8 protein-coding genes are annotated in these 13,152 nt (G+C 40.3%); all 8 read left to right on the top strand.

Annotated elements, in window-relative coordinates; all coding sequences use genetic code 11:
* The first annotated feature begins 170 nt into the window (after positions 1 to 170).
* Positions 171 to 407, top strand: coding sequence for a DUF1146 family protein (locus tag B3R79_RS04445; protein ID WP_293693989.1), 237 nt, complete (start codon positions 171 to 173; stop codon positions 405 to 407).
* A 63-nt stretch (positions 408 to 470) separates the two neighbouring features.
* The gene (murA, locus tag B3R79_RS04440) at positions 471 to 1,745 is read left to right on the top strand and encodes a UDP-N-acetylglucosamine 1-carboxyvinyltransferase (protein WP_168260943.1); all 1,275 of its coding nucleotides are present in this window, start codon (positions 471 to 473) and stop codon (positions 1,743 to 1,745) included.
* Positions 1,746 to 1,937, top strand: a complete 192-nt coding sequence (locus B3R79_RS04435; RefSeq protein ID WP_154454299.1) for a DNA-directed RNA polymerase subunit beta — start codon at positions 1,746 to 1,748, stop codon at positions 1,935 to 1,937.
* Between the two features lie 83 nt (positions 1,938 to 2,020).
* Positions 2,021 to 2,896: a DNA/RNA non-specific endonuclease gene (locus tag B3R79_RS04430; RefSeq protein WP_293693986.1), complete on the top strand. Its 876-nt coding sequence runs from the start codon at positions 2,021 to 2,023 to the stop codon at positions 2,894 to 2,896.
* 277 nt (positions 2,897 to 3,173) lie between these two features.
* Positions 3,174 to 4,220, top strand: coding sequence for a phenylalanine--tRNA ligase subunit alpha (gene pheS, locus B3R79_RS04425; RefSeq protein WP_293693984.1), 1,047 nt, complete (start codon positions 3,174 to 3,176; stop codon positions 4,218 to 4,220).
* Between the two features lie 128 nt (positions 4,221 to 4,348).
* A complete protein-coding gene (gene pheT / locus B3R79_RS04420) occupies positions 4,349 to 6,754 on the top strand; it encodes a phenylalanine--tRNA ligase subunit beta (protein WP_168260940.1) in 2,406 nt (801 codons plus the stop codon).
* Positions 6,755 to 6,900: 146 nt separating this feature from the next.
* Positions 6,901 to 10,143 carry an ATP-dependent nuclease subunit B gene (rexB, locus tag B3R79_RS04415; protein ID WP_293693980.1) on the top strand — a complete coding sequence of 1,081 codons (3,243 nt, stop codon included), beginning with the start codon at positions 6,901 to 6,903 and terminating at the stop codon, positions 10,141 to 10,143.
* Positions 10,133 to 13,152: helicase-exonuclease AddAB subunit AddA (addA, locus tag B3R79_RS04410; RefSeq protein WP_293693978.1), on the top strand; the 3,020-nt coding region annotated here is incomplete at its 3' end. The genes rexB and addA, both read left to right, overlap by 11 nt.

Below are 13,152 nucleotides of genomic sequence, written 5' to 3'. Positions count from 1 at the left end.
ACTACAGAAATTATAGAGCCACATTTGTCAGGAGTTTCTTGGTTATGTGACTTTTTATAGAGCCTCTTTGTCTAGCTTTTTTTGTGTCTTCTTATGACAAGAAGATTACAGTTGTAAGGGCTTTTTGAGGAATGATACTGTGAAGGTCTTTTTTATGTTATAATGGCATTATGGAAATATTAAATACAACTGTAAGTCTATTTAGTCATGTCATTTTTATTGCTATGACCAATTCTTTGTTAAGGCGGTTATTTGACTGGTCTAAGTGGATAAAAAACACCCCTGATAATATCGGGCGCTTGAAAGTGTTTATCTTGTTTTTAAGCATTGCAATTGGCTACTTGGTTAGCAATTTTATCTTGGAAATTGTGACATTGAGTCAAACACTTTTCTTCAGCTTTCAATAAAAGCATTAAATAGAAAACTGTGATATAATTCTAGTTAATAGAATATTGAGAATGGAGTTCATTTTGGATAAGATTATTATAGAAGGTGGTCATACGCGTTTGCAAGGAGAAGTGGTCATTGAAGGAGCTAAAAATGCCGTCTTGCCACTTCTTGCAGCCACCATTTTACCAGAAGAAGGAAAGACGGTACTTACGAATGTGCCAATTCTTTCGGATGTGTTTACCATGAATCATGTGGTGCGTGGTTTGGACATTCAAGTGGATTTTGATGAAGCCACTAACACCATTGAGGTTGATGCATCAGGAAAAATTTTAGATGTTGCTCCTTACGAGTATGTGAGCAAAATGCGTGCTTCTATTGTTGTTCTGGGACCTATCTTGGCTCGTAACGGCCATGCTCAAGTATCTATGCCAGGCGGTTGCACGATTGGAAGTCGTCCGATTGACTTGCACCTAAAAGGTTTGGAGGCAATGGGAGCAACTATCACACAATCTGGCGGTGATATTACTGCGACAGTTGACGGCAAGTTGCGTGGAACCACGATTTACATGGATTTCCCATCTGTTGGAGCAACGCAAAACTTGATGATGGCAGCCACTTTGGCAGAAGGTGTGACAACCATTGAAAATGCTGCACGCGAACCAGAAATTGTTGATTTAGCCATGCTGCTAAATAAAATGGGAGCAAAGGTTAGAGGAGCAGGTACAGAAACCTTGACCATTACTGGTGTGGAAAGCCTCCGCGGTGCAGAACACGATGTGGTGCAAGACCGTATTGAAGCAGGGACTTTCATGGTCGCTACAGCCATGACTTCAGGTAATGTTTTGGTGAAAGATGCCATTTGGGAACACAATCGTCCGTTGATTTCGAAATTGATTGAGATGGGCGTGACAGTGATTGATGAAGAAGAGGGTATCCGTGTGATTGCGGACACGCCAGCCTTAAAACCAGTGACTGTTAAAACCCTACCCCACCCTGGTTTTCCAACGGATATGCAGGCGCAATTTACCGCTTTGATGGCGGTTGTGAACGGCGAATCAACCATGATTGAAACGGTTTTTGAAAATCGTTTCCAACACCTTGAAGAAATGCGCCGCATGGGCTTGCAGTCTGAGATTTTGCGTGATACAGCAATGATTCATGGAGGCAAAGAATTACAAGGAGCACCTGTCATGTCTACAGACTTGCGTGCCAGTGCTGCCTTGATTATGATTGGTATGGTGGCAAAAGGCACAACAACAGTTGGCAAATTGGTTCACCTTGACCGTGGCTACTACAAATTCCATGAAAAATTAGCAAAACTAGGAGCGCATATTAAGCGTGTAAGCGAGGACTAAATGACAACAGGTTGGAAATATGTTGCAAAACAACTAACCTTAATTCTAGTGGTGGTGATTCTTAGCGTTCTTTTTCTAGCTATCGGTTTAATGCTAGGTTACAGCGTTTTTGGAGAGGGTAAGAACCCCTTAGCCATCTTATCCCTTGATAAATGGCAGTCCATTATCGGAAAATTCACTGGAAACGGTTAGGTTAATCACATTATCAAATTCAAAGTGGATAATCGCCTTTATGCGAGTAAATGCGGTTTTCCATTTTTTTAATGGAAGGAATTATGGCGAAAAAATCAAAAACATCAAAACAGTTTAAATCCATTATTGCAGTACTAGTTGCCTTAATTGGTATCGGGACGGGCTGGGTAACCACCTCAGAATCAGGCGAGCAATCCTTGCAGCAGGTGGTTTCCTTGGTCACTGGGCAAGAAACGTCTGCCTCATCTGTCACGTCTAACCAATCCAAATCAACAGACGATGTCCCAAGTCAAGCCTTAGCAGAAACGGTTTTAACCGATAGCGTCAAGGAACAGTTGGGCAACAAGCTTGAGTGGAATGGGGCTGGAGCTTATATTGTGAATCAAAACAAGACGTCTTTAAATGCCAAGGTATCGAGTAAGCCTTATGTCAACAACAAAACCAAAACCGTTCAAGGGCAAACGGTTCCGACGGTTGCGAATGCCTTGCTAAGCAAATCCACACGCCAATACAAGAGCCGTGAGGAAACTGGCAATGGCTCAACTTCTTGGAAACCAGCTGGCTGGCACCAATTGCAACACTTGTCAGGAACTTATCACCATGCCGTTGATCGCGGGCATTTGCTGGGCTATGCTTTGGTTGGTGGTCTAAAAGGATTTGATGCCTCAACCAGCAATCCTGCTAATGTGGCAACGCAAACAGCTTGGGCAAATGAAGCCAACTCAGAAGACTCAACAGGTCAGAATTACTATGAATCACAGGTTCGCAAGGCTTTGGATCAAAACAAACGTGTGCGTTATCGCGTGACCTTAATCTATGATGGCGACAATATTCTCTCAAGTGGTACGCATTTGGAGGCAAAATCATCAGACGGTAGTTTGGAATTTAATGTCTTTATTCCAAATGTCCAAAGCGGCCTGACTTTCAATTACTATTCTGGTGAGGTCAGTGTCAATTAGCCGTTTTTCAATCTTGTCAAATGGTTTAAAATTTGTTAGAATAAACTGTAATTGAATAGTGTCTTGTGAGAGTAGTACCCTTATGGCAGTTTAACAGGGAATGGGAGCCGTGACTGGAAGCTTCCTAGATGAAAGTTTGGCGAATTCACTCACCAAAAAAGACAAGAATTAAGGTCTGCAAGTCAGATAAAAAACGGATGGTACCGCGTGTCAACGCTCCGCTAATGGAGCTTGGCACGTTTTTCGTTTTGTGAGCAGTATTCAGAGAGGGAATGGAATGGATTTACAAGCGCAATTAGAAGAATTAAAAGAAACAACGCAAGCCAAGTTGGCTGAAATGCATGGCGATCATGCCAAAGAACTTCAAGAATTACGTGTACAAGTTCTTGGGAAAAAAGGATCATTGACAGAATTGTTGAAAGGTTTGAAAGAACTCTCACATGATATGCGTCCAGTGGTTGGAAAACAAGTCAATGAAGTCCGCGACGTCTTGACAAAAGCTTTTGAAGAACAAGCTAAAATTGTTGAAGCAGCAAAAATTAAAGCTCAATTAGAATCTGAAAGTTTGGATGTGACTTTGCCAGGTCGCCATGTGAACCTTGGTAACCGTCATGTCTTGACTCAAATCAGCGAAGATATTGAAGACATTTTCATCGGTATGGGCTTCCAAATAGTCGATGGTTTTGAAGTGGAAACAGATTACTACAACTTTGAACGCATGAATTTGCCAAAAGACCATCCAGCGCGTGATATGCAAGACACTTTCTACATTACAGAAGAAATCTTGCTTCGTACGCACACAAGCCCTGTTCAAGCCCGTACACTTGACAAACACGACTTTGCCAAAGGACCTTTGAAAATGATTTCACCAGGGCGTGTGTTCCGTCGTGACACCGATGATGCCACACACAGCCACCAATTCCACCAAATCGAAGGACTTGTGGTTGGCGAAAATATTTCAATGGGTGACCTTAAAGGAACGCTTGAGATGATTATCAAAAAAATGTTTGGTGAAGACCGTAAAATCCGCCTTCGTCCATCTTACTTCCCATTCACGGAGCCATCTGTTGAAGTGGACGTGTCATGCTTCAAATGTGGTGGTAAAGGCTGTAACGTTTGTAAGAAAACAGGTTGGATTGAAATTCTTGGGGCAGGAATGGTTCACCCTCGCGTCTTAGAAATGTCTGGTGTTGACTCTGAAAAATATTCTGGCTTTGCTTTTGGTCTTGGTCAAGAACGCATTGCAATGCTTCGCTATGGTATCAACGATATTCGTGGTTTCTATCAAGGCGATATGCGTTTTTCAGAACAATTTAAATCTTAAGCAAGTGTAGCTATTAAAATCAGCTCATTTACAAAAAAGTCAGTCTAAAAGAATAAACAGTAGAAAGGAATAAAGCGTTTGTCATTTGAGTTTTGCTTGAATGCAAACACGCTTTTAACGATTAGATTATGTTAGTCAGTTATAAATGGTTAAAAGAGCTTGTCGATGTTGATGTGACAACACACGAGCTTTCTGAAAAAATGTCAACAACAGGGATTGAAGTTGAGGGGGTATCAAGCCCGTCTGATGGTTTAACGAAATTGGTCGTTGGTCATGTGGTTTCTTGTGAAGATGTCCCTGATACTCACTTGCACCTTTGCCAAGTGGATACAGGTGATGACGAATTGCGCCAAATCGTTTGTGGTGCCCCAAATGTGACTGCAGGGATTAATGTCATTGTAGCCGTTCCAGGAGCTCGTATTGCAGACAATTACAAAATCAAAAAAGGTAAAATCCGTGGCATGGAATCACTTGGGATGATTTGTTCTCTAGAAGAACTTGGTTTGCCTGATTCAATCATTCCAAAAGAATTTTCAGATGGTATTCAAATCTTGCCAGCAGAAGCAAAACCAGGTGATAGCATTTTCCCATACCTTGATTTGGATGATGAGATTATTGAATTGTCAATCACACCAAACCGTGCGGACGCTCTTTCAATGCGTGGGGTTGCTCATGAAGTGGCAGCCATTTATGGCAAATCTGTTCACTTCCCACAAAAAGACGTAAAAGAAGTTGAAAAAGCAGCCAAAGATGTGATTGATGTGGCTATCGAATCTGATAAGGTTTTGACTTACAAAGCGCGTGTGGTGGAAAATATAACGGTAAAACCAAGCCCACAATGGTTGCAAAACCTTTTGATGAATGCTGGTATTCGCCCAATCAACAATGTGGTTGACGTCACTAACTACATCTTGTTGTACTTTGGTCAACCAATGCACGCTTTTGATTTGGATAAATTTGACGATAGCAAAATTGTTGCCCGTCAAGCGCGTTTGGGTGAAAAATTGGTAACCCTTGATGGCGAAGAACGTGACCTGGTGGATGAGGACCTTGTTATCACTGTTGCGGACAAACCAGTTGCCCTTGCAGGTGTTATGGGTGGACAAGCAACTGAAATTGATAACCAATCTAAAAACGTTGTTTTGGAAGCTGCGGTCTTTGATGGCACATCTATTCGCAAAACCAGCAGCCGCTTGAACCTTCGTTCTGAAAGCTCATCACGTTTTGAAAAAGGCATCAACTACGCAACTGTTGATGAAGCCCTTGATTTTGCAGCTGCTATGCTAAATGAATTGGCAGGCGGAGAAGTTCTTGTTGGGTGTGTTGAAGCTGGTTTTGTTCCAACAACAGACGTTGAAGTATCAACAAGCCTTGATTACGTTAACGTTCGCTTGGGTACATCCTTAACTTATGCTGATATCGAAGATGTCTTTGCCAAACTTGGCTTTGGTGTGTCTGGCAATGCAGAACATTTCACTGTTTCAGTGCCACGTCGTCGCTGGGATATTGCCATTCAAGCTGATTTGGTTGAAGAAATTGCGCGTATCTATGGTTATGACAATCTACCAACAACCCTTCCAGAAGCTGCTGGAACAGCAGGCGAATTGACTGCGACGCAAAAATTACGCCGCAAAGTGCGTTCAATCGCAGAAGGTGCTGGTTTGACTGAAATCGTGTCATACGCCTTGACAACACCTGAAAAAGCTGTTGAATTTACCTTACAACCAAGCCATTTGACCGAATTAATGTGGCCAATGTCAGTGGAACGCTCAGTGCTTCGTCAAAACATTGTGTCTGGTATGTTAGATACCATCGCTTACAACGTCGCTCGTAAAAACAGCAATATTGCCATTTACGAAATTGGTAAAATCTTTGAACAAAAAGGCAATCCAAAAGAAGATTTGCCAAATGAAATCAGCACTTTTGCTTTTGCGATTTCTGGTTTAGTGGCTGAAAAAGATTTCCAAACCAAGGCAACTCCAGTTGATTTCTTCTATGCCAAAGGTATTTTGGACGCTCTCTTTGATAAGCTTGATGTGACGGTGGATTATGTGGCTGAAAAAGGTCTTGACAGCATGCACCCAGGACGTACAGCAGCCATCTACCTAGATGACCAATTGCTTGGATTTGTCGGACAAGTTCACCCACAAACCGCTAACAACTACAATATTCCTGAAACTTATGTTGCAGAATTGAACTTGGATATGATTGAAGCAGCTCTTCCTGCGGATAAAACTTTTGTTGACATCACCAAATTCCCTGCAGTTTCTCGTGATATTGCCTTGTTATTGCCAAGCACAACAACGCATAAAGACATCATTACAGCTATTGAATCGGCTAACGTGAAACGTTTGACAGATATCAAACTCTTTGACGTTTATGCTGGTGCTAATATCGCCGAAGGCATGAAATCAATGGCTTACAGCCTTACATTCCAAAATCCAAACGATAACTTGACTGATGAAGAAGTTACTAAATACATGGATAAAATCACTAAAGTCCTTGTTGAACAACTAGGAGCAGAAGTTCGTTAATCATTTGATACAATATTAGGCTATTTTGGTTAATATAGATAAACCACCTCTACGAAAGTAGTGGTGGTTTCTTGTTTATCAAAAGGCCAAACCAAAAGCAGAATTTGGTATAATAGGATTATCTAGTGACATGACGAAGGATTATTATGAAATTATTATATACAGATATTCAGTTTGATATGACTGAAATTTTGGCAAGAAAAGCGATGGAAGAGGCTAAAGCTGGTAAGCGTGTTTTCTACATCGCTCCAAACTCTTTGTCTTTTGAAAAAGAAAGGGCAGTTTTGGAACTTTTGCCTGACCAAGCGTCTTTTGCCATTACCATTACACGTTTTGCTCAAATGGCGCGCTATTTTGTCTTAAATGAACCTCAGACCAAAGAAACGATTGATGACAATGGCTTAGCTATGATTTTTTATCGTGCGCTGTCTCATTTTTCTGATACAGATTTGAAAGTTTTCGGGCGTTTAAAGCAAGATACGAATTTCATCAAGCAATTGGTTGATTTGTATAAGGAATTAAAAACGGCTAACATGACCGTGCTTGATTTGACAGAATTGCATACGGCTGAGAAGCAAGAAGATTTGGTGAAAATCTTTTTGGCAGTTAATGACATTTTGTTAGCTAACCAGTATGAAAATCAATCAAAAATTGCATTTTTTGTTAAACAGGTAGCATCGGGTCATTTGGATGATGCGCTTGAAAATGTTGTTTTGGTTATCGATGGCTTTACTCGTTTTTCAGCAGAAGAGGAAGACTTAGTCAGCCTTTTAGAGGAAAAATGTGCTCAAGTGATTATCGGAACTTACAGTAGTCAAAAGGCTTATAAGGCTACATTTTCAACTGGGAATGTCTATCAGGCAAGTTTGGATTTTTTGCATTCTTTGGCTGCTAAATTTCAAACACAGCCAGAGTATGTCGAGAGTTCTCAAAAATCTCAAGAAGCATTTGCTAAGTTGTCAAAACTCTTTGAAGCTAAGCACGACTTTACAACATCAGATATCACCTTAACGCAAGATGATAAGAAACATTATGCTATCTGGGATGTTATTAATCAAAAAGAAGAAGTTGAGCATGTGGCAAAGGCTATTCGTCATAAACTTCACCAAGGCTATCGCTATAAAGATATTTTGGTGCTTTTGGGTGATGTGGATAGCTATCGTCTGCAAATCGGCAAAATTTTTGATAAATATGAAATTCCCTATTATTTTGGAAAAGCAGAGTCGATGAGCGATCATCCTTTGGTGCATTTTATTGATTCCTTGGAGCGCGTGAAACGTTATCGTTTTCGTATGGAAGATGTGGTTAATCTTTTGAAAACAGGACTTTATGGTTCCTTCACTCAAGATGATTTAGACCTTTTTGAGCAATATCTGATTTACGCTGATATTAAAGGACAAAGTAAATTTGGCAAGGAGTTCACGATTGCTTACAAGGGTGAAGAACACTTAGCTTATATTAATTGCATGCGCGAGCAAATAATAGCGCCTTTGCTAGGTTTATTTAAGGCACAAAAGCAGTTTGGCTCAAGCCTGCTTGAAAAATTGATGACTTTCTTGGGTGCTATTTCTTTGCCTGAGAATTTAGAGCGTATGGTAGCTACCTTCTCAGAAAATGACCAGGAAAAGCACGAGCAAGTTTGGCGAACATTTACTGGCATTCTCGAGCAATTTCAAACGATTTTTGGACAAGAAAAATTGTCTTTGGATGAATTTTTAGCTCTTCTAAGAAGCGGTATGTTGGCTGCCCAGTACCGCGTAGTGCCAGCAAGTGTTGATGTGGTTTCTGTAAAATCTTATGATTTGGTTGAGCCACATACCAATAAATTTGTCTTTGCACTTGGCATGACGCAGTCGCATTTCCCAAAGATTGCGCAAAATCGTAGCTTGATTTCAGATGAAGAACGTGCCAAGGTTAATGAGACAACAGCTGACAATCAACGTTTTGATATGATTAGTCGTGAAAATATTAAGAAAAATCATTTTGCTGCTTTGTCATTGTTTAATTCAGCGACGGAAGAATTGGTGCTCAGTTTGCCACAAATTGCTAACGAGTCAGAAGATAAGGAATCTTCTTATCTTGCGGAATTAGCTAGCTTTGGTGTGCCTGTTTTGGTTAAGGGACGAAATCGTTTGTCGACAGATGCTGAAGACATTGGGAATTATAAAGCGCTCTTATCTCGTGTGATTGAGGTTAATCGCTTAGCTATTGAAGAAGAACGCGAGCTTAGTAAAGAAGAGCAGACCTTCTGGTCAGTAGCTGTACGTTATCTTCGTAAAAAACTGGTAAATGACGGTATTGAATTGCCACTTATTAAGGACAATATGCAGACCAAGCCAGTTTCTGATGAAGTGATTGAGACGCGTTTTCCAAGTGATGAGCCGATTAATTTATCTTCATCAGCGGTGACAACTTTCTATAACAATCAGTACAAATATTTCTTACAGTATGTGCTTGGTTTACAAGAGGTTGAAACCATTCACCCTGATGCTAGAAATCACGGAACATACCTTCATCGTGTCTTTGAATTGGTCATGAAAGATGCTTCTAACCAGCCGTTTGACAATAAATTAGATCGAGCTATTCAAACAACCAACGCCGAAGATGCTTTCAAATTTATCTACGAAGAAGACGAGGAAAGCCGCTACTCATTGACAGTCTTAGAAGATATTGCTAGAAGCACGGCAACCATTTTACGTCAGGATACTCAGATCCAGGTGGAAAATGAAGAAGAACCTTTTGAATTAATGCTTGCCAATGCAGTTCGTATTCGAGGCATTATTGACCGTGTGGATCGTTTGTCAGATGGAAGTCTTGGGGTGGTTGATTACAAATCAAGTAACAATACCTTTGATATTCAAAAATTCTACAATGGTCTTAATCCGCAATTGGTGACTTATATGCAAGCACTTCGCGATAAAAAAATTAAAAGTAAATCAGATAAGATTTTTGGAGCCATGTACCTTCACATGCAAGAGCCAAAAGTAGATTTGTCATCGGTAACTACTACAGAGAAAATTTTGGAAAATTTGTCTAAAGAACTTCGCTATCGTGGCTTGTTCTTAGAAGATGAAAAAGGCTATTTATCAAATGGAAATTATCATCTTAATGATTCTGTTTACACGCAAGAAGAGTTAGATATTTTACTAGCTTATAATCAAAAATTATTCCTTCAAGCAGCTGAGCAAATTAAACAAGGATACTTTTTGATTAATCCTTACAGTGAGGATGGTAAGACGGTTAAGGGTGACCAATTAAAAGCTATCACACGCTTTGAAGCGGACCGCCACATGCCATACGCACGCAAGTGGTTTAAATTACCAAGAAAAGATAGACGTCAAGGCTTTTTGAGCCTGATGCAAGAAGAGGAGGAAAAAGATGACCTTTAAACCATTTTTAACGGCTGAAGCGATTTCTTCTCTACAGCAAAAAGAGGCGCAGTCATCAAAAGCGCAAAAACGAACACCTGAACAAATTGAAGCCATTTATAGCTATGGCAACAATATTTTGGTATCAGCGTCGGCTGGTTCTGGGAAAACTTTCGTCATGGTTGAGCGCATTATTGATAAAATTTTGCGTGGGATTGCTGTTGACCAGCTCTTTATTTCGACCTTTACAGTTAAAGCAGCGGGAGAATTAAAAGAACGTCTTGAGAAAAAAATCAGCCAAGCTTTGCAACAAGCGACGCATAATGATTTAAAAACCTATCTTAATGAGCAGCTGCTAGCTCTGCAGACTGCTGATATTGGAACCATGGATGCCTTTACGCAAAAGTTGGTTAACCAATACGGCTACACATTAGGAATTTCACCGACTTTTCGCATTATGACGGATAAGAGCGAACAAGATCTTATCAAGAATGACGTTTTTGCAGATCTTTTTGCAGATTACATGACGGGGCAAAATCAAGACATTTTCCGCAAATTAGTTCGTAATTTTTCTGGCAATCGTAAAGATACCACAGCTTTTAGAGGAATTGTTTACAAAATCTATGATTTCAGTCAAGCAACGGATAATCCTAAGAAATGGCTGGCTGAGGTTTTCTTGAAAGGTGCTAGAACCTATACTGATTTTTCCGCCATTCCCGACCAAGAAGTTGTGGATTTTCTAGCTTGCATGCATGAGACAGCTAATCAATTACAAGATGTGACGGATTTAGAAGATTATAAGCAAAAAACAGCTAAGGGGACGCCTACAGCGGCTTATAAAAAGCATTTGAACATGATTGAGCATTTGCATGAGTGGGCTTTGCATTTTGAGACGCTTTACGGTCGTGATGGACTTGGTCGTTTGGCGACAGATGTGGCTGACTTGATTCCATCTAGTCCAGCTGTGACAGTTGCAGGGGTAAAATATCCAATTTTCAAGACTCTCCAAGGTCGTTTGGCTGGTCTGAAACACTTAGAAACTATCTTCAAATACCAATCGGAAAGTCTACCTTTGTTAGAACTTTTACAAGCGTTTATGCAGGATTTTTCTGAACAATATTTGCAAGCTAAAATCCAAGAAAATGCTTTTGAGTTTTCGGATATCGCTCATTTTGCTATCCAGATTTTGGAAGAAAATCCAGATATTCGTGAGCTCTACCAAGATAAATACCACGAAGTCATGGTCGATGAGTACCAAGATAACAATCACACGCAAGAACGCATGCTTGAATTATTGTCAAATGGTCATAATCGATTCATGGTGGGAGATATCAAGCAATCTATCTATCGTTTTCGTCAGGCTGATCCGCAGATTTTTAACCAAAAATTCAAGGATTTTCAAGAGCATCCAGAACATGGAAAATTAATTCTGCTAAAAGAAAACTTCCGTAGTCAGTCAGAAGTCTTGGATACGACAAATAGTGTCTTTACGCATTTGATGGACGAGTCTGTTGGGGAAATTTTGTATGATGGCATGCACCAGTTAGTAGCAGGCAGTCCCGCACAAAAAGAAGCTCATCCAGAAAATAAAACACAAGTCCTTATTTACGATACTGATGATGGTGGTGAACTTGCAAGTAGTCCAGAAGAGGAGCAAATCAATCCAAACGAGGTTAAGCTGGTAGCTAAAGAAATTATTCGCCTGCATAACGAAGGAGGTGTTGCCTTTGAAGACATCACGTTGCTAGTTTCATCACGTACGCGTAATGATGGTATTTTGCAGACTTTTGAACATTATGGTATTCCTTTGGTGACGGATGGCGGTGAGCAAAATTACCTAAAATCTGTTGAAGTTATGGTGATGCTAGATACCCTTCGAGCTCTGGATAATCCGCTTAATGATTATGCTTTGGTAGCTCTGATGCGTTCACCAATGTTTTCTTTTAACGAAGATGATCTTGCTCGTCTTGCTCTTCAAACAAGCGAGGATGAGACCAGAGCCAATCTTTACCAAAAACTAGAACATGCTTTGGCTAATCAAGGTCAGCATGCAGAATTGGTCACACCAGTTTTACGTGAAAAATTAAAAGATTTTATGACTTGCTTTAGCAAGTGGCGTGATTTTGCCAAATGGCATTCGCTTTATGATTTGATTTGGAAGATTTACAATGAGCGCTTTTATTATGATTACGTGGGCAATCTCCCCCGTGCCGAGCAGCGCCAAGCCAATCTTTACGCCCTTGCCCTTCGCGCTAATAATTTTGAAAAGACTGGCTTTAAAGGCTTATCACGCTTTATTCGCATGATTGATCGCGTCTTAGAAAGTGAAAATGATTTGGCTGACGTTGAAGTGGCCCTTCCAAAACATGCTGTGAATTTGATGACTATCCATAAGAGTAAAGGACTTGAATTCAAGTATGTCTTTATTTTGAACATTGATAAGAAATTCAGTATTCAAGACATGATGTCACCCTTGATTTTGTCACGTCAAAATGGAGCTGGTATCAAATATTTGGCTGACATGCGAGAAGAGTTAGATACGGATGTTTTTCCAACCGTTAAAGTCAGCATGGACACTTTGCCTTATCAGCTTAATAAACGTGAACTGCGCCTAGCAACCTTGTCTGAACAAATGCGTTTGTTCTATGTTGCCATGACCCGTGCTGAGAAGAAATTGTATTTAGTCGGAAAAGCAAGTTCTGAAAAATTGGTTGATAAATACAGCGGTAAGTCAGAAAATAATCATCTTCCAGTTGCAGAACGTGAAGCTTTCATGACTTTCCAAGATTGGATGTTGGCCATTCATGAAGCTTATAAGGACTTACCATTTAAGGTTGAATTTGTCACAGATAAAGATCTGACAGAAGAGAAAATCGGGCAGATTGAAGTCAAATCAGCTATTAAACCTGATGATTTGTCAAATAACCGCCAGTCAGAAAATATTGCAGAAGCTTTGGAGAGACTTGAGGCAGTTGCAGAGTTGAATACCAAATATCAATCAGCCATTAACCTGCCAAGCTTAAGAACACC

It is taken from the genome of Streptococcus sp. UBA3373, from assembly GCF_002360305.1.
Lineage (GTDB): Bacteria > Bacillota > Bacilli > Lactobacillales > Streptococcaceae > Streptococcus > Streptococcus alactolyticus.
The sequence above is the reverse complement of the archived record's forward strand: the minus strand, read 5'-3'. Positions and strand labels throughout refer to the sequence as shown.

Excerpts from the sequence above, each read along its gene's own strand:
- B3R79_RS04435 (WP_154454299.1), top strand. The coding sequence starts at position 1,746 with ATGACAACAGGTTGGAAATATGTTGCAAAACAACTAACCTTAATTCTA.
- B3R79_RS04430 (WP_293693986.1), top strand. The coding sequence starts at position 2,021 with ATGGCGAAAAAATCAAAAACATCAAAACAGTTTAAATCCATTATTGCA.
- pheS (WP_293693984.1), top strand. The coding sequence starts at position 3,174 with ATGGATTTACAAGCGCAATTAGAAGAATTAAAAGAAACAACGCAAGCC.
- pheT (WP_168260940.1), top strand. The coding sequence starts at position 4,349 with ATGTTAGTCAGTTATAAATGGTTAAAAGAGCTTGTCGATGTTGATGTG.
- rexB (WP_293693980.1), top strand. The coding sequence starts at position 6,901 with ATGAAATTATTATATACAGATATTCAGTTTGATATGACTGAAATTTTG.
- B3R79_RS04445 (WP_293693989.1), top strand. The coding sequence starts at position 171 with ATGGAAATATTAAATACAACTGTAAGTCTATTTAGTCATGTCATTTTT.